Origin of the sequence: Anabaena sp. UHCC 0204 (assembly GCF_009711975.1) — a bacterium.
Taxonomy (GTDB): domain Bacteria; phylum Cyanobacteriota; class Cyanobacteriia; order Cyanobacteriales; family Nostocaceae; genus Dolichospermum.
Genome location: NZ_VIKW01000002.1, coordinates 135,142 through 152,239 on the forward strand (window position 1 = coordinate 135,142; position 17,098 = coordinate 152,239).

General features: G+C 37.1%; 16 protein-coding genes. 3 read left to right on the forward strand and 13 right to left on the reverse strand.

Going from position 1 to position 17,098, the window contains the following annotated elements:
* Positions 1 to 138: 138 nt before the first annotated feature.
* The 8 genes from accD to FJR04_RS02205 form a co-directional block, all read right to left on the reverse strand.
* On the reverse strand, positions 139 to 1,092 hold the full coding sequence (gene accD, locus FJR04_RS02170; protein WP_168491383.1) for an acetyl-CoA carboxylase, carboxyltransferase subunit beta: 954 nt from the start codon (positions 1,090 to 1,092) through the stop codon (positions 139 to 141).
* Between the two features lie 356 nt (positions 1,093 to 1,448).
* The gene (locus FJR04_RS02175; protein ID WP_168491385.1) at positions 1,449 to 2,270 is read right to left on the reverse strand and encodes an A24 family peptidase; all 822 of its coding nucleotides are present in this window, start codon (positions 2,268 to 2,270) and stop codon (positions 1,449 to 1,451) included.
* A gap of 43 nt (positions 2,271 to 2,313) precedes the next feature.
* Complete coding sequence (locus tag FJR04_RS02180; protein ID WP_168491386.1) at positions 2,314 to 2,574, reverse strand: hypothetical protein; 261 nt, start codon at positions 2,572 to 2,574, stop codon at positions 2,314 to 2,316.
* A gap of 218 nt (positions 2,575 to 2,792) precedes the next feature.
* Complete coding sequence (gene leuB / locus FJR04_RS02185; RefSeq protein WP_168491387.1) at positions 2,793 to 3,887, reverse strand: 3-isopropylmalate dehydrogenase; 1,095 nt, start codon at positions 3,885 to 3,887, stop codon at positions 2,793 to 2,795.
* Between the two features lie 106 nt (positions 3,888 to 3,993).
* Positions 3,994 to 4,218, reverse strand: a complete 225-nt coding sequence (locus tag FJR04_RS02190) for a DUF167 domain-containing protein (RefSeq protein WP_168491389.1) — start codon at positions 4,216 to 4,218, stop codon at positions 3,994 to 3,996.
* Positions 4,219 to 4,712: 494 nt separating this feature from the next.
* Positions 4,713 to 5,027 (reverse strand): chromosome segregation ATPase, encoded by a 315-nt coding sequence (locus tag FJR04_RS02195; protein WP_168491391.1) that lies wholly within the window; start codon positions 5,025 to 5,027, stop codon positions 4,713 to 4,715.
* An 80-nt stretch (positions 5,028 to 5,107) separates the two neighbouring features.
* Positions 5,108 to 6,295, reverse strand: a complete 1,188-nt coding sequence (locus FJR04_RS02200; protein ID WP_168491392.1) for a M20 family metallopeptidase — start codon at positions 6,293 to 6,295, stop codon at positions 5,108 to 5,110.
* A 167-nt stretch (positions 6,296 to 6,462) separates the two neighbouring features.
* Positions 6,463 to 7,080: a glutathione S-transferase family protein gene (locus FJR04_RS02205; protein ID WP_168491394.1), complete on the reverse strand. Its 618-nt coding sequence runs from the start codon at positions 7,078 to 7,080 to the stop codon at positions 6,463 to 6,465.
* Positions 7,081 to 7,121: 41 nt separating this feature from the next.
* Between FJR04_RS02205 and FJR04_RS02210 the strand changes: the two genes are divergently transcribed.
* Both FJR04_RS02210 and FJR04_RS02215 read left to right on the forward strand, forming a co-directional pair.
* Entirely contained in the window at positions 7,122 to 8,276 is a 1,155-nt protein-coding gene (locus tag FJR04_RS02210) for an XdhC family protein (RefSeq protein WP_168491396.1), read from the forward strand.
* Complete coding sequence (locus FJR04_RS02215) at positions 8,273 to 8,869, forward strand: NTP transferase domain-containing protein (protein ID WP_168491397.1); 597 nt, start codon at positions 8,273 to 8,275, stop codon at positions 8,867 to 8,869. Before FJR04_RS02210 ends, FJR04_RS02215 begins: the two co-directional genes overlap by 4 nt.
* Before the next feature lie 3 nt (positions 8,870 to 8,872).
* Here FJR04_RS02215 and rsmH read toward each other — a convergent pair whose 3' ends face one another.
* The 4 genes from rsmH to FJR04_RS02235 form a co-directional block, all read right to left on the reverse strand.
* Positions 8,873 to 9,781: a 16S rRNA (cytosine(1402)-N(4))-methyltransferase RsmH gene (gene rsmH, locus FJR04_RS02220; RefSeq protein ID WP_168491398.1), complete on the reverse strand. Its 909-nt coding sequence runs from the start codon at positions 9,779 to 9,781 to the stop codon at positions 8,873 to 8,875.
* A gap of 15 nt (positions 9,782 to 9,796) precedes the next feature.
* The gene (locus tag FJR04_RS02225) at positions 9,797 to 10,219 is read right to left on the reverse strand and encodes a hypothetical protein (RefSeq protein ID WP_168491400.1); all 423 of its coding nucleotides are present in this window, start codon (positions 10,217 to 10,219) and stop codon (positions 9,797 to 9,799) included.
* Positions 10,216 to 10,554 (reverse strand): hypothetical protein, encoded by a 339-nt coding sequence (locus tag FJR04_RS02230; protein ID WP_168491402.1) that lies wholly within the window; start codon positions 10,552 to 10,554, stop codon positions 10,216 to 10,218. The genes FJR04_RS02225 and FJR04_RS02230 overlap by 4 nt, the downstream gene beginning before the upstream one ends.
* A 155-nt stretch (positions 10,555 to 10,709) precedes the next feature.
* Complete coding sequence (locus FJR04_RS02235) at positions 10,710 to 13,433, reverse strand: type ISP restriction/modification enzyme (protein WP_254445183.1); 2,724 nt, start codon at positions 13,431 to 13,433, stop codon at positions 10,710 to 10,712.
* A 322-nt stretch (positions 13,434 to 13,755) separates the two neighbouring features.
* On the opposite strand from FJR04_RS02235, the gene FJR04_RS02240 reads away from it, so the two are divergent.
* The gene (locus FJR04_RS02240) at positions 13,756 to 14,940 is read left to right on the forward strand and encodes an NAD(P)H-quinone oxidoreductase subunit H (RefSeq protein WP_168491404.1); all 1,185 of its coding nucleotides are present in this window, start codon (positions 13,756 to 13,758) and stop codon (positions 14,938 to 14,940) included.
* An 80-nt stretch (positions 14,941 to 15,020) separates the two neighbouring features.
* Here FJR04_RS02240 and FJR04_RS02245 read toward each other — a convergent pair.
* A partial coding sequence (locus FJR04_RS02245) for a CHAT domain-containing protein (RefSeq protein WP_168491406.1) occupies positions 15,021 to 17,098 on the reverse strand: 2,078 nt, incomplete at its 5' end.

The following is a 17,098-nucleotide window of genomic DNA, read 5'->3' on the forward strand; positions in this document are numbered from 1 at the left end:
TCAGTTGTCAGTTGTTAAGAAGTTTTCCTTTCCCCCTGCCCCCTGCTCCCTGCCTCTTCTCTGTCACCTGTCACCTGTCACCTGTCACCTGTCACCTGTCACCTGTCACCTGTCACCTGTCACCTGTCACCTTACTCCTTACTCAACAGAGGTGGAACTCAATTTCATGGTTTCCCACAGAACCATGTTTGGTGTAGTTGTGGGTAGAGGTTGATGTAGAGCAATTAGTTGTGTCAACGTAGATTTTAATTGTGTCCGAGAGACGATATCATCAACAAATCCGTGTTTGAGTAAGTCTTCTGCTGTCTGAAAATCTTCAGGTAGTTTTTCTCTGAGAGTTTGTTCAATTACTCGTCTTCCTGCAAAACCAATAGTTGCTTTTGGTTCAGCGATGATGATATCACCCAACATGGCGAAACTAGCTGTAACACCTCCGGTAGTGGGATTAGTTAAAATGGGAATATATAATAGTTTAGAATCTCGATGACGTTGTAGGGCGGCGGAGATTTTGGCCATTTGCATTAAAGAGAGCATTCCTTCTTGCATTCTTGCACCACCGGATGTGCAGATAATGACGACAGGATAACGGCGTTGGGTGGCTTGTTCAATCATGCGGGTGAGTTTTTCACCGACAACAGAACCCATGCTTCCACCCATAAACCGGAAGTCCATGACTCCTAGTGCTATGGGTAAAGTGTTTATTTGTCCCAAACCAGTTTTAACAGCATCTATAAGTCCTAGTTTTTCTTGTGTTTCTAGCAGGCGATCGCTATAGAGTTTGCGATCGCGGAATTGCAAGGGATCAGTGGGGCGCAAATGTTCGTCTAGTGGTTTCCAGGTATTAACATCAATTAATTGGCGAATCCGTTCATCACTATCAACGCGATTATGATGTCCACATTCAACGCAAACCATTTGATTGGCTTTCAAGTCTTTTGCATAGCTTAAAACGCCACATTTGGGGCATTTATGCCATAAACCGTCAGCAATTTCCCGTTCTTGGCGTTCTAAATTGGTACTTCCTGATTTACGCCGATTTGCGAACCAATCAAATAGAGACTTTAAACCGCGTGATTCTTCGTTGTTTGCCATTTTTATTTTATGTAATGAAGTATGAGGTCAAAAAGCAGGCCAATCAAATAACAATTGATTGACAACACCTCTCCAGGTTGGTAGAGATTGAGAATTGTAGATTTTGGATTGAAGATTTATGAAGAAAGGTGTCAGCGAGTCAGGAGTCAGGATGAAGAATATTGGCAAAATCCCACAGATTCAAGATTTTGGCTAAATTATTAAGCATGATCCTGAAAGTCATATTTATTCTGATTGCTTAGATATTACCAAAATCTGCAATGTCAGTGAGGTAATGGCAGCTACAGTCATCTGGGATGGAGGTTTGGGTTGATAAAACCATAAGCATGAGACAAAAAAAGATTTAAAAAATGATTTTAAGATCCAGGCAAAAATAATCTCATATAGTGGGACAAAATAGTTTCACCGCTAAAGACAGTGATTACAGCACCTAAAGCTAGAAATGGACCGAAAGGCATCTTTTGTCCCATTTGGTGACGAGAGAGAATAATTGCACCACTACCGATAATTACTCCCAAGGTACAGGAGATAAAACCTGCTAGGAGTAAATAACGCCATCCTAACCATGCTCCCATCATGGCGGCTAATTTAGCATCACCTGCACCCATGACTGTTTTGCCAAAAGCTAGAGAACCTAAAAAGGCGATCGCATCAAACAGCCATAAACCGAGAACTGCACCAGCTATCCCTGTCATTAAGCGTTTGGACAATCCCGCTATCGTCGGTTCTGATAACCAACCAACGGCTATCTGAAAGACTATTCCTAGAATTAAACCTGACTTAGTAAGTGAGTTAGGTAAGGTCATTGTATCTAAATCTATGAGAGATAAAGCTAATAACCAACTACAAAAAGCCCAATATCCGATTGTGAAAATCGAAAATTGAAAAACCCAAAATACTATTAAAAATATTATCCCCGTTAACGCCTCTACTAATGGATAACGGCGAGAAATCTTAGTTTGGCAATAACGACACCGCCCTTTTAACCATAACCAACCAAAAACCGGAACATTATCATAGGCTTTTAACCTATTTAGGCACTTCGGACACCGAGAAGGTGGCCACAGCACAGATAAACCAGCCGGTAGCCGATAAACTACGACGTTAATAAAACTACCTAGAGATGCACCCAAGGCAAAAACAATGATACTTGCTAAGATATTAATTGGAATGTCCATATTGTTATTTGTCAACTGTCAGTTGTTAACTTATGACTAATGACTAATACATATAGGACTCAATTTGATTCAACGGTACAAAACATTCTTGTGGTAACAGCACTGGGTACTGAGTAAAAATAACTTTACCCCGATGAGTTACCCGACTAATTGCCACTCCTACTGCTTTCCCTACTATTTCTGGATGTACTTCACAGTAGGTGTAGTAAATTTGACTAGCAGCCTTAATTACAGCAGGATCAATCAAAGACGGATACTTTTTTGGAGGGGTAAAATTTGCCTGTTCTTGTTGTAAAGCGTACACTATTGCTTTTTTGTGATTTGTAGGTTTGCTATATATAAATACTAGACAAGTCTAAATATTTATGTTTTACTTCAAAGGTATTGGTTATTCCTTTGTGAATTTACAAGTGGTAGCCGACCATGATAGCGAATTGTAATGAACTAGGATTCATAAAATTAATTGCCTTTAGTTTATCTGAAAGTTTTAACAAGAGGTGTTAAAATTTCCAGATTTATACTTTAACGTGATTTTAATTCCAGAATTTGCATTAGTGCATCGCCCATAGCTTGACAACCTACCAGTTTCATTCCTGGGGACATGATATCGCTGGTGCGATCGCCTTGTTGTAAAACTTGTAACACTCCATTTTCAATTAAGTCTGCTGCTTCTGGTTGGTTTAAAGCATAACGCAACATCATTGCCGCACTGAGAACCTGTGCCAAAGGGTTGGCTTTATCAAGTCCGGCAATATCTGGGGCTGAACCGTGAACTGGTTCATAAACACCGGGACCATCAGCACTTAAACTTGCAGATGGTAGCATTCCAATACTACCAGTTAACATAGCCGCAGCATCGGAAAGAATATCACCAAATAAATTTCCTGTAACAATTGTATCAAATTGTTTGGGAGCGCGAACTAATTGCATGGCGGCGTTATCTACATACAGGTGAGATAATTCCACATCAGTATATTCTGAAGAAAGTTGAGTGATGCGATCGCGCCATAATTGTGATACTTCTAATACATTAGCTTTATCTACAGAACAGAGTTTTCCACCCCGTTTTCTGGCGGTTTCAAAAGCCACACGCCCAATTCGTTCAATTTCCGATTCTGTGTAAACCATCGTATTTACACCACGTTTTTCTCCTGTTTCTGTGGCAAAAATGCCTTTGGGTTTACCGAAATAAATCCCTCCCGTGAGTTCACGCACCACCATAATATCTACACCTTCCACTACTTCTCGTTTTAAGGTGGAAGCGTCAATTAACTGGGGAATGATTTTCGCGGGACGTAAATTAGCAAATAGTTCTAAACCCGCCCTTAGCCCTAATAAACCTGCTTCTGGGCGTAAATTAGAGGGAAGGGAATCCCATTTGTAACCACCAATAGCTGCAAGTAAAATGGCATCGCTATTGCGACACATATCTAAGGTAACAGCGGGTAGAGGTTCGCCTGTTTCGTCAATAGCCGCACCACCGATTAAAGCTGTTGAAAATTCAAAGCCAATATCGAAGCGTTTACCAACGACTTTTAGCACGTCTACCGCTACGGCCATAATTTCAGGACCAATGCCATCGCCGGGGAGTAGGGTAATGCGGTAGTTTTGAGTCATAGTCAGATTTTGCTGGGTAAATGTTTACAGATAGAACATCATACCTAGCAAGTGTGCAAAATGGGTAATTGGTGATTGGTAAAATGCTGATTTATTAACTATTGGCCTAATTTTCATCAATTTCAATCAGTTTTTGTCGAGATGTTGTCCCAGATTTAATTCTGATAGAGGATTTAGGCACATCAAATTTTTTGGCTAATAGTTTAATTAATTCTTCATTGGCTTTACCATCTACTGGTGGTGATTTTAAATGTACATTTAAACTACCATCTGCTAATTCTTCAATTTTTTGTTGTTTGGAATTTGGTTTCACTTTGACTTTTTTTTGCATTATCTATTCCTTGCAGTTTCTTTAACCACAATTAACCCAAAATGATGGAAGATGGATATCTCAAGAAAAAACCCACCGCTATAACGATGAGTTTATAAATGATATAGCAATTCTGGTGTTGCTGATTAAGAGTATGATTTTGTTATGCCTACGGCACGCTGCGCGAACACGCAGAGGCGCAGAGTCTACAGAGAGTAAGAGTTTGAAATCATTGATTTTTGAATTTCATACCCTAATTCAGCAACGCCGCAATTCTCATTTAAGTGAGGTAGAAGAAGAAGAAATTAACCGCAGATAAACGCAGATGAATGCAGATAATTTTGTACCTCGTACGAAATGCTATAATAAATCTTGTTTGGTAATGATCAGGACTAATGAAAAATCAAGGGTTTGAAACCCACGAAGGTGGGTTTTGTCTGTGTAGCCGCGACTTCTAGTCGCCAGGGCGAGTATGAATTTAGACTTTTCAAACATCCTCTTAGAGGATCACAAATTTATCCAATACCTAACATCCTATTGACTTGTGTTAATGCTAAAGGTTTTCGTTCGATATTTTGGAAGCATTCGACTTTTTTTAGTTGTATATAAGCATTTTTGAAATTACTTGTTTTTAATAAAACAATATCTTGATAAACTGCATCTTGAGGACTTTTGATCTCTATTACCAAGTCTTGTAATTGATTTTGGCTAATAGCGAGATTCAGAAATTTTAAAAATACTTCTCGTTTTTTAGAACGAACAGTTACTAAATACCAATTCTCTAGGCTTTGTTCTGATGCGGTTGAATCTATAGGTTCGATTGGTGGCATGATTGACAGTCTGATTTTTTTGAATTTATTTAAAGAGAAAATTCTGAACTGTGATGTTTATGATTAATTAATCACTCGAATCATAGTTTTGACTTTAGCCAATATTTGTAAGCAGCATAAGCCAAGGTGACTACTCCCGTAATAATAGCAGATTCATCAACTTCAAATTGCGGATGATGCAAGGGATGATTAATAATTCTATCTTCATAGCCTACACCTAAGCGAAACATTGAACCAGGGGCGTGTTCTAAATACACAGAAAAATCTTCTGCACCCAAGGATGGTTCTGGTAAAATTTGCACTCGCTCATGACTCCAAGCTTCTTCCGCTGATGATTGTAATAATTGTGTGAGCGCATTATCATTTTGGACACTGGGTACACCTTGATGATAATTAACTTGATATTTTGCATTATAAGAATTACAAACATTGGCAACTATGTTTTCAATCCAATGTGGTAGTTTATCACGGGTTTCTGGATGAAGCGATCGCACTGTCCCTAATAACTGGACTTTATCAGCAATTACATTGGGCGCTCTCCCGCCATTAATTTGACCAATACTTAATACTACAGGTCGTAACGGGTTTTGTGTACGGCTAATTGCTTGCTGTAGGGCTGTAATCACTTGAGCCGCAATCCAAATCGCATCTATGGCTTCATGGGGACGCGCACCATGGCCAGATTCACCAATAATGATAATTTCTAAATTATCTGCTGCTGCTGTTAGCGCACCGTAGCGGATACCAATTGCACCGGCGGGAATGGAAGGAAAAACGTGCAACCCTAAAATAGCCGCAACATTGTTCATCACTCCATCTTCTACCATCCAATTTGCTCCTTTGGCAATTTCCTCGGCTGGTTGAAATAAAAATCGGACTTTTCCACCTATTTCATCAGCAATTTGGGCAAGCACCATTGCTGTCCCTAAACCTACTGTAGTATGGATATCATGACCACAAGCGTGCATAACTCCTTCTATTCGAGAAGCATATTCTAAATTTGTGCGTTCTTGAATGGGCAAAGCATCCATGTCAGTGCGAATTGCGAGGATCTGACTACTGGGTTGAGTCCCTTTCAACTCACCAATGACACCTGTTTTACCTATGCCCTCTTCTACGTGCAAGTTATTGGCAGATAAGACTCCGGCAATGAAAGCAGCGGTTTGATATTCTTGCCCGCTCAGTTCTGGGTGTGCATGAATATGTCGGCGAATTTCGACTAATCGGGGTGCAATGGTTGTTGTTAAGTCTTTGATTCGGTTCAGCATAGAAATAATTTTAATTCATTCCAAGATTTGAGTAGTAAGCGATCGCCAATTGTCATTTCTCAGATTTGTTCAGCAGGTGTTGTTTTTACAAGCGATCGTCATGATTCTCCCCAATCAATTATTTTATATGGTTTAGATAACATGATGTGTTGCTGAGGATTCCATAATTAATTAAAAGGTATGGGAATAGTGGAATTGACTGAATCACGTTTGTGCAATTTATTAAACCAATTTCCTAAGTTAGGATACTGTAAAATCCAATCTTCATCTAAGCGTAAACTATAATAACCCATTGAACATAATGCTGCTACATCTGCTGCTGTCCAGGCTTCATCACCTAATAAGTATTGATGCTGGGTTAATTGTTGTTCAAAAATTGGTAAAAGGCGATTAATTGAAGTTTCCAATTTTATCCGCTGACGAGTCGGGGCTAAATTATTGGTTAAATTGAGTATCCATAAGTTGATGATCATCTCACCTAAATTATCTGCTAACTCTTCCCATTTTCGACACTCAAGCCGTGACCGAGGAGTATTTGGATAAAAACTAGGTTGTGGATAAGTTTCATCTAAATATTCCGCAATTAATGTAGAATCCCAAATAACTGTACCATCTTCTTCTACAAAGACAGGGACTCGACCAATAGGAGAAATTTCTAGAAATTCAGGGGGTTTATTTAGCAGATTAATTTCGTGTAGTTCGCAATCTAAATTTTTCTCTGCTAACAATATGCGGATTTTCCGAGAAAAGTTGGATTGCTGGTGATAATACAATATTCTGTTCATTTAGATATCTTCAGAAAAGCTAGGAGTATCGAGCCGTAAATATGAAAGAGCTAAATTCTATTATTATAGCATTTGCCGCACTTCAGGATAATCCTGAATCGGTATTTCTCGCCACAATTGTGAATGTTAAAGGCTCTACTTATCGTCAACCAGGGGCGCGAATGTTGATGTCATCAACAGGTAATATGGTGGGAACGATTAGCGGTGGTTGTTTGGAAAATGATGTATTTGAGCATACTCGCGTTTCCATGCCAGATGGAAAGTCAATTGTTGTTACTTATGATACTAATGCTGATGAGGATATTATTTGGGGTTTTGGACTGGGTTGTAATGGTGTGGTAGATGTTTTGATTGAATGTCTAAATCCAGATGATCCACTTAATCCTTTAATTTTTATTCAGCAATGTTTTAATAATCAACAGTGCGGAATTATTGCTACTGTTTTTGGTGTGGAAGGTGAGGTTAATGTTCAGGTAGGAGCGCGGTTAATTCTCAATGCAGATAATAATGTCAATACTAATATTCCTGAATCTGCTTTAAATCAAGTTTTAATAAAGGATGCACAGGAAGCATTAAAAAATCAATGTTCGAGTTTTCATAAATATCAATTTGGATCAGGTGAAGTTAATGTTTTTATGGAATTTATTCAGCCTCCTTTTAACCTGCTCATTTTTGGTGCAGGTCGTGATTCTGTCCCAGTAGCGGAATTTGCGAAAGCTTTAGGTTGGCAAGTTACTATTTTTGATTGTCGAGCTATGGAAGCTACTAAAGGACGGTTTATGATGGCTAATGAGGTCATTTTAACTCGTCGGGAAATTCTGTATAAACAGATATCTATGAATGAAAATTCTATTGCTGTGGTAATGACACATAATTATTTTGATGATTTAGAAATTCTCAAATTGTTAATACCATCTAATTTAATTTATGTAGGTTGTTTGGGGTCAAAACAACGAACTCAAAGATTACTCACAGATTTACAAAAAGAATGTGGAGAATATCCCCCAGCACAATTACAAAAGTTATATGCTCCCATTGGTTTGGATATTGGTGCAAATACACCAGAAGCAATAGCTTTATCTATAATTGCAGAAATTCAAGCCATACTTACTCAAAGGAATGGTGGTTTTTTGAAAGACCGTAATCAACCAATTCACCAAATAACTCAAGTGCAGGAAATTTTTATTGAAAAATGACTGAATCAAAAATTGCCATTATTATTTTAGCCGCAGGTGCATCAACTCGCATGGGTACACCGAAACAGCTATTACTATATCAAGGATGCAGTTTACTTAAAAATACCATTGAAAATGCGATCGCTTCCCTATGCAAACCTATAATAGTAGTGTTGGGAGCAAATGCCGAAAATATCCGTTCAGAAATTAGCGAATCTGCTATTAAAATCGTGGAAAATCCTGATTGGAATTTGGGAATGAGTTCTTCAATTCGCAGCGGAATTACATCATTAATAACTGATTTTCAAAATATAGATGCAGCAGTAATTACTGTTTGTGATCAACCATTTCTTTCTTCGGAAATTATCAATCATCTAGTTGCAGCATATCATACTATGGGAAAATCCATCATTGCTTGTGAATATGCAGAAACTCTAGGAGTACCTGTGTTATTTAGCCACATATTTTTTCCAAAATTAGCAGTTTTGAGTGAAGATGTAGGCGCAAAAAAATTAATTAAAAACCACAATGATGAAGTTTTTAGTATTCCTTTTCCTTTGGGTGCAATTGATATTGATACACCCCAAGATTACCAAAAACTTCAAGAAAACTGAATTTTAATCTTCTGTATTTTTCTTTTCCGCTATTCTCAATTTAGCAGAACGAGAACGAGGATTTTCTTTTATTTCTTCTTCTGTGGCAATTATTGGTTTTTTGGTCAATACTCGCAATGAAGGTAAATTTCTTAATCCATGTTTAACTGGTCGGTCTTCTAAACTGTGAAAGCTGATTATGGCTATTCTTCCCCCAGGAATAAGCGCGTTTGGTGCTTTTTCTATCAACGTTTCCAGCACTTTTAATTCGTCATTGACAGCGATTCGTAAAGCTTGAAAAACACGGGTTGCGGGGTGAATTCTGCCATGACGATATTTAGGGGGGACAGAATAGGCGATCGCATCAGCTAATTCTGTAGTAGTATTAAATGGGCGTTTTTCAACTATTCTTCTGGCTATTCTTCTCGAAAGTCTCTCTTCACCATATTTAAAGAAAATATCCGCTAGTTCTTTTTCGTCCCATTCATTAATTATATCTCCAGCGGTGAGGGATTGTTGTTGGTTCATTCGCATATCTAAATTTGCAGTGTTGCGAAAACTAAAACCCCGTTCTGGGTTATCTAAATGATAAGAACTTACTCCTAAATCTGCTAAAATTCCATGATAGGTATTTTCTGGAAATTGGTAATTTGCAAAGTTGCTATGAATAAATTTAACTCTATCTCCAAATTCTGCTAGATTTTGTTTTGCTGCGTTTAAAGCATCTTCATCTTGGTCAACTGCGGTAATTTTCACATCTTCAGCAGTTTCTAATATTAACCGACTGTGACCACCACCACCAACTGTTAAATCTAAATAATTTCCTCCAGGTTGGATATTTAAACCTGTAATCACTTCTTGGCTGAGAACAGGAATATGGGAAAATGTAACTTCTTCTAAATCTAATGGGGTTTGTAAATCTGATTTGCTCATTAATTTATTAATTTATCAAAATGTAACTGCTTTTTGCTTTTCAATGACAGGATTAAAATCAATTCCTTTCCAATCTTTAAATAACTCCGAAATTCCTTCTACTGTAGTAAAATTATCTGTAAAATATTCAAATTTGCCAAGATCAAGATTGAGGAAAAAACTCAAAAAACTACAATGATCTTTTGCACCAAAACCAAGTGGACAATCAACACGCCAATTATCTATACTTGTTCCATATTCATGAATAATGTCACAAATTTTCTCAATTTTACTAGAATATTTTTGGCATAATTCTAGTAATTTAAAAGGATTTTTACCGATTTCACAAAATAACTCTATTGCTTGATAGGTTAAATTGGTAGGACGATATTTAAAACCAATCAATGATTGACAAATATCTAAAGCTTCAACAAACTTTTGTTCAGATGTTTTGTTCATTTTTTCTTATCTCCTTTAGTTATAATTATAGACCAAGGGTATTCATTTTGAGCTATTTTATGAGCATCTAATTGATTCACACCTTGATTAATTACCAATTCAGATTCCAGAATTTCATGCTTTAGTAAAACTTCATCACTATCAATTTCTTCTCCTAACGCCATTCTTTGCCAACTTTGAGCCATACGTAAATCAGGGATAAATTGATTTTGTAATACTCCCTTACCAAAAGCATACTGTTTAGCTCTTTCAATATCCTCAAAATTTAATTGATACCGATTTGCTATTTTGAAAATATCATCTTTTGATTCTATAATTTTATCATAAGCTTTCATAGCTTCTTTGAGATATTTTTTCTCATATTGATTCAGATATGACCACCTATCAGCAAGAGAATTTTCATTATTAGGTTAATTGGGGTTAGATGCTGGAATATTAGACAATTTCTTAACGAATATTTATAACTTAGATTAAAAATCCTTTATTGATTCTATTCTAACGGAAAACCGCCATATTTATCAATGATTTTATCAATATCTTCCATAATCTTAATAGTTTCCGATATGATAAAAATAATATTTTGATAATGGCTAATATCATCAAAGTTCAATTGTCTCCCTTTTCTATCTTTCAGCCATTTTTGACAAACTTGATAACCCCCAATATAAAAATTCCAGATTTGCTGCGGAACTTGATCAAAATACTGTTCAGCATTTATCCAAATTTGTTGTTCATTTTCATTATATTTAACTTGTTCGACAACATCAGAACCAGGAATAGGATAAGTAGAAATTTCTGTTACTGTTACTTTCATTAAATGATATTTAACTAATCTATCACCTTTGATAACTAACTCCCAAAAAAGCGCAGAATTGGTAGTTAAAGGAATACGAGGAAAATCAATCTTTAAAAATTCAGCGTAGCGTTGACGGTAGTTAGGAGAATGGAAGATAGCGTAAATGTAATTAAAAATATCCTCTGGTCCAAAAGTATTAGTTTTATCTCCCTTACCATCTCCAATAAATTCTAAGCCTAATTTTCGAGAAAATTCAATAATAAATTCTGGGGATAAATTCGGTTTACGTCCTCCAGGTGCGTTAGTTTGTGTATCAGTTGGGTAAAGGTAGAGAGGAAAGATATATGCAGAAGCATTTCCTGTTTCTAAAATATGACGTTCTACGATATTTTCACTAACAAAAAAATGCCTAGTAATATCTAATTTAATCTGTCTATTGGCAATTAATCCATAATTTTCCTGATTTAATAAATGTTGCATAACTTCGTTTCGAGGGGTACAATGAAACCCTCTTGATTTCCCCGTATAATAAGTATAACGAATGTCAAAAGGTCTATATAATATAGGAACAATAGATGATTTTAGTAATCCTGATATTTTTAAATCTTTCTGTGCTAAATCAACCTTCCAATCTCTCGTGTCTATTCCTAATTGATATTTATTTCTAGCTGCTTCTATAGATAAATTAGCAAAATCTTTAACAGTCTTCCATATCTCATCAGGTGTGTCTTTGATTGTTAAAGCATCTCTAGCTGTGACAACACTTACACTATTAATATAAAATATTTCTGTGAGTTTGAAATTCCTAGTATACTCATCTAAAATATGATTATTTTGGACTTGAAATAAATAAAATTCCTTTTGAGGATTTATAATTTTCCACTCAGTTGAACTAATATCATTTTCTGCTAACCAATGATATTTACCACCAACTAATTCTTTATTTTCATAAACCTCTCGCATACCCCATAAATCAGCATGATAAACCTTGGCTAAATTTTGCTGACTATCTTGATATTTGATAAAGATACTGATTGCTACTCCTTGTTGAATATCAAAAACATTTTTATCCGGTGAACCGTCAGGACAAACTTCCTTTTTCTTGCTATTACCATGTAAATCTAAAACATAAATCTCATCAAAAGTTTGCATCAAATTTTGACGCATTCCCCGAAATGTCGGATTATCTAAATATCCATGATTCGTAATTAAAGCCACAATACCATAACCCGTTTCCGAAACTCGATGTTGAGCAAAACGGATAAACTTTACATAATCATCTAATAAACCTTTAGGGTTTCTTTCTCCTAAAGGTTTTCCGTCTACTTGATAATAATCTCGAACTAATCCCATAATCCAAGGGTCAGTATTTATAGATTCATAAGAATAAGGAGGATTTCCTAAAATTACCATCACAGGAACATCTTGTTTTATGTCTTTAATCCCGTTCACCGCACCATCAAAAGGCATTGGAAATGCTTCTTTTAACGTATTAGTTAAATAAATCCTTAACTGTTCCTCAGAACTAAAATCATAACCCAATTCTTGCAACTGTAAACCTAACTTGATATGTGCTACAGTATATGGAGTTATTAATAACTCAAACCCAAGTAAACGGGGTAGTAAATGCTGACTCACATAACTTGACCACATTTCCTTTTGAGATTTAAAACCATCATAAATATAATTAATCACACTGTGCATAAAAGTTCCCGTACCCACAGCAGGATCTAAAATCAAAACTTGATGAGTTTCGATAGTTCCCTCACCCTTGGGATTGGGAATTTTAATCTTTTGAGAATCTGCTAAACCCTGACTAATATTAAATTTATGTTTAAGAAGATAATCTACACTTTTAACAATATAAGAAACTACAGGTTCAGGAGTATAGTAAACCCCTCTAGCTTCGCGCACTTGCGGATCATATTCCGCTAAAAATGTTTCATAAAAATGGACAACAGGATCTTCTCTGCGAGTCCGTTTACCGAAATCCTGGAGAATTTCTGTCATTTCCATCTGTTGGAGAATATTGGCTAAATTATCCACAGCCCAACTAATTCTTTCATCTAAATCTGGTCCTGCTATTTGTCCAAAAATACTCCTTAAAAATGGGTTAGTTTTTGGTAATTTAAAAGCTGCTGTTTCCCGCGAAAAAGTCTGAACATTATCAGTATTACATCGCGCTGCAAATAAGCCATAGCAAATAGTTTGAGCATACATATCCGCAAATTGTTCAACAGTCAAATCCTTAATTAATACTCGTTGAAATGACTCCAACTGCTGACGTAACATTCCCCCATTATCTACATCATATAAAGCCGTTTTAATAGCATCTCTCATCAATTGTGCCAAACTAGCCATACATTTAGCTAAATCCTTCGGTGTAGTGACTTTAGGAACTTGCAAATAATTCATCATTTAATCATACTTAGTAAAAAAACTCTGCTTCTCTTACTTTGCGCCTCTGCGCCTCTGCGTGAGAAAAAAAACCTTACACCCTATAAAGACATGAAAAAAATCAAAACTCTTAATCCCTTATATATCAGGCTTCCCTATAATAATTGAAGAAGCAGCACAAAATAAAACATCACCTACAAAACCGACTCTGCTATTCTCTCTCCAATATAACCGTGTAGAGATAACCTAGAAATTATCCCTATCAGCTAAATTTTGGCAGAAAAGAGCGATCGCAGCAGGTTAATCTTAGCTACAACATCCATCACGGGAGAACAGCAAATCTATGAGTAGAATAGAAACCCGCACTGAACCAATGGTGCTAAACATGGGACCTCACCACCCATCAATGCACGGGGTTTTGCGACTGATTATGACACTAGATGGTGAAGATGTCGTTGACTGTGAACCAGTCATAGGCTATCTACACCGGGGAATGGAGAAAATTGCCGAAAACCGCACCACAATCATGTACGTCCCCTACGTCAGCCGTTGGGACTACGCTGCGGGGATGTTTAACGAAGCGGTAACAGTCAACGCCCCCGAAAAATTAGCAGGGATTACCGTCCCCAAACGCGCCAGCTATATCCGCGTGATTATGCTGGAACTAAACCGCATCGCTAACCACTTATTATGGTTTGGTCCGTTCCTAGCTGACGTGGGCGCACAAACACCCTTCTTCTACCAATTCCGGGAACGGGAAATGATTTATGATCTGTGGGAAGCCGCCACAGGCTACCGCATGGTAAATAACAACTATTTCCGCGTTGGTGGTGTCGCTGCTGATTTACCCTATGGTTGGGTAGATAAATGTTTGGATTTCTGTGACTACTTCATCCCCAAAGTAGATGAATACGAACGCCTAGTTACCAATAACCCCATTTTCCGCCGCCGTATTGAAGGTTTGGGAACAATTACCCGTGACGAAGCTATTAACTGGGGACTTTCTGGACCTATGTTACGCGCTTCTGGGGTGAAATGGGACTTGAGAAAAGTTGACCATTATGAATGTTACGATGATTTCGATTGGGACGTACAGTGGGAAAAAGAAGGTGATTGTTTAGCGCGTTACATGGTACGGATGCGAGAAATGCGCGAATCTGTAAAAATCATTCGACAAGCGATCGCTGGATTACCCGGAGGACCCTACGAAAACCTAGAAGCCAAGCGGATCATGGCCGGGAAAAAATCTGAATGGGACGCTTTTGATTACCAGTTCGTCGCTAAAAAAGTTTCTCCTACCTTCAAAATGCCCAAAGGTGAAATTTACTCCCGCGTCGAAAGTGGCAAAGGAGAATTGGGAATTTATCTAGTAGGTGATAATAATGTTTTCCCCTGGCGTTGGAAAATCCGCGCCGCTGATTTCAATAACCTACAAATTCTGCCACATTTACTGCGAGGAATGAAGGTTGCAGATATCGTTGTTATTCTCGGTAGTATTGACGTAATTATGGGTTCTGTTGATAGATAACAGATATCTTTTCACAAATCTTGTAGAGATGTTCCATGGAACGTCTCTACATTTTTTTTCACAGATGTCTAACAAAGATTTTACCACTGACTACCAATCATTGTAAAAGCAGACCAATAATAAGGATGGGAAAGACTACCATTAATATTCTCCTGTAAATAAGTGGCTATTGTCGGTGATATATCAATGCTGCTGTTGACACCAATTAATTTATTTCCTGCAATTGCAACTTTACCTTGAATCATTGCTAATTGTGCTTCTCTTAGTGCTTCAGTTTTAATTGGTGCAGTCTTTAACTGCCGATAAAACTCAGTCATTAAACCCAGTGTACCAGCATCAGAAACATACCACAAACTAGCAACAACTGATTTTACCTCAGTTTTCAATGCTAAACCAGCAAAACCTAACTCAGCATCCTTATCCCCAAAAGCTGATTTACAAGCACTTAAAACTAGTAACTCCACCGGTGGATTATTCCAACCTAAATCGCGGACTTTATCTACTCCTAATTTGCGATCGTACAATTGGATATAGGAATTACCTGCATCACCAGAAATAAAGTCTACGTGAGTTGCTAGATGAATAATGCTAAAAGGATTTTCCTGACGTTTTATCTTGAGATTTTCTAGGGTAAAGCTCTGATTGAGAAAAGATTTACCATTCCATAGTTTGGTAATATTATCAAGTTCAATTGGTACTGCTTTTAAAGGGGGCTGTTTTTGGTCTTTAGAAAATTCACTAGCTCCCATTGCTAAGACTTGAGAGTTTTTAAGACTTGAATAGCTCGTATTTATGAGACTGAAGCTAGGTATCATTCCTAAACTGTATTTTTCAATCAAAAACTGTTTACCATCATGGAGAGCAGCTATAGGAATAGAGCGCAAACCTTCATCCATAACAAAGGACACATTTGTAATTCCTCGCTTTTGTAATTCAGCTTCTTGGGGTGCAATGAGCCATTGATATAATTGCTGTGATGAGGCTAAATAGTTGTTATTGTTGGCTTGATTAATATCAGAAATTTCACCATAAAACTTCTGCGCCACGTCCATAATTTTGGCTCTAGTGGCGCGGGAAATCTGTTTATTAATTGGGTTGCCTTCCGCAGTTACAATAAATAAATCTAGGACATCATTATCGGTTGTTGAGATGTCTCCACTAGGAGTAAAACTGGCATAAATAATAGCTGCTTTAATCCCTGTTTGTGTTTGAATTTGTTTCAATTCAACTTGAGCTTCAGCCACAGATTTTCGAGCAACTGGTTTTCCAGAAAATTGCTCAAACTGTCCGGTAAAACGCTCTTCCAGTCCAGCAAAATCTCTATCAACTGTAACTATTGCATTGCTAATAGCTGGTGACTGTAAGCTAGAATTAAGGGCTTCATCTGATGGTTCAGCAGCTTCTCTAATAGATGAATTAGTATTTATTTGAATGTTACCTTGTGTATAATTACCTTGATATAATCTTGTCGGTCTGATGCTATTGTTAAAATCGGTGGTAATTGCTCCTGCTGTACCGTTGCTACCATAATTACCACCAACTACAAAGGCTGTTGCACCATCTCCTCCATGATTAATAGTAACAGAACCACTACCATCTGTTCCTATTGTAGAAATACTACTAGTAGAAAGACCATTGCGATCGCTAAATGTACCTGTCGCGCGGAAGAATCTTCTAGTTGTAATATCAACATCACCACCAATTCCACTACCTAAAGCTTGGGTATTGATAGAAATAACTTCAATATCACCGTCAGGATCTAAACTTACGTTACCACCATCACCAATGCTAGAACTGGTATCTAAAACTCCAGTTTTAATGCTATCCTGCGCTTGAATATTAACATCTCCACCTTGAGTGATAATATTTTGTGTTGTCACTACTCCTGTGCTACTTTTCAGGTTAACGTTATTATTTATGGTGTTGATATTCCCAGTAGTGATATTTTGATTAGCTGCTAAATCAATCGAACCACCTGTTATATTATTTGTGGTAATTCCACCCAATGTACTGGTAATGTTGATATTTTGATTTTCTGTAGTGAGATTGTTAGTAATAATGTTTTGATTAGCTAACAAATTGATTGACGCATTATTTTTACCTGTAATTGTACTATTTGCGATAATTGAACCTGTACCATTAGGTGATTTAATAGTTG

Coding starts and splice junctions, on each gene's coding strand:
- accD (WP_168491383.1), bottom strand. CDS start 1,092: ATGGCAAACAACGAAGAATCACGCGGTTTAAAGTCTCTATTTGATTGG.
- FJR04_RS02175 (WP_168491385.1), bottom strand. CDS start 2,270: ATGGACATTCCAATTAATATCTTAGCAAGTATCATTGTTTTTGCCTTG.
- leuB (WP_168491387.1), bottom strand. CDS start 3,887: ATGACTCAAAACTACCGCATTACCCTACTCCCCGGCGATGGCATTGGT.
- FJR04_RS02190 (WP_168491389.1), bottom strand. CDS start 4,218: ATGCAAAAAAAAGTCAAAGTGAAACCAAATTCCAAACAACAAAAAATT.
- FJR04_RS02195 (WP_168491391.1), bottom strand. CDS start 5,027: ATGCCACCAATCGAACCTATAGATTCAACCGCATCAGAACAAAGCCTA.
- FJR04_RS02200 (WP_168491392.1), bottom strand. CDS start 6,295: ATGCTGAACCGAATCAAAGACTTAACAACAACCATTGCACCCCGATTA.
- FJR04_RS02205 (WP_168491394.1), bottom strand. CDS start 7,080: ATGAACAGAATATTGTATTATCACCAGCAATCCAACTTTTCTCGGAAA.
- FJR04_RS02210 (WP_168491396.1), top strand. CDS start 7,122: ATGAAAGAGCTAAATTCTATTATTATAGCATTTGCCGCACTTCAGGAT.
- FJR04_RS02215 (WP_168491397.1), top strand. CDS start 8,273: ATGACTGAATCAAAAATTGCCATTATTATTTTAGCCGCAGGTGCATCA.
- rsmH (WP_168491398.1), bottom strand. CDS start 9,781: ATGAGCAAATCAGATTTACAAACCCCATTAGATTTAGAAGAAGTTACA.
- FJR04_RS02225 (WP_168491400.1), bottom strand. CDS start 10,219: ATGAACAAAACATCTGAACAAAAGTTTGTTGAAGCTTTAGATATTTGT.
- FJR04_RS02230 (WP_168491402.1), bottom strand. CDS start 10,554: ATGAAAGCTTATGATAAAATTATAGAATCAAAAGATGATATTTTCAAA.
- FJR04_RS02235 (WP_254445183.1), bottom strand. CDS start 13,433: ATGATGAATTATTTGCAAGTTCCTAAAGTCACTACACCGAAGGATTTA.
- FJR04_RS02240 (WP_168491404.1), top strand. CDS start 13,756: ATGAGTAGAATAGAAACCCGCACTGAACCAATGGTGCTAAACATGGGA.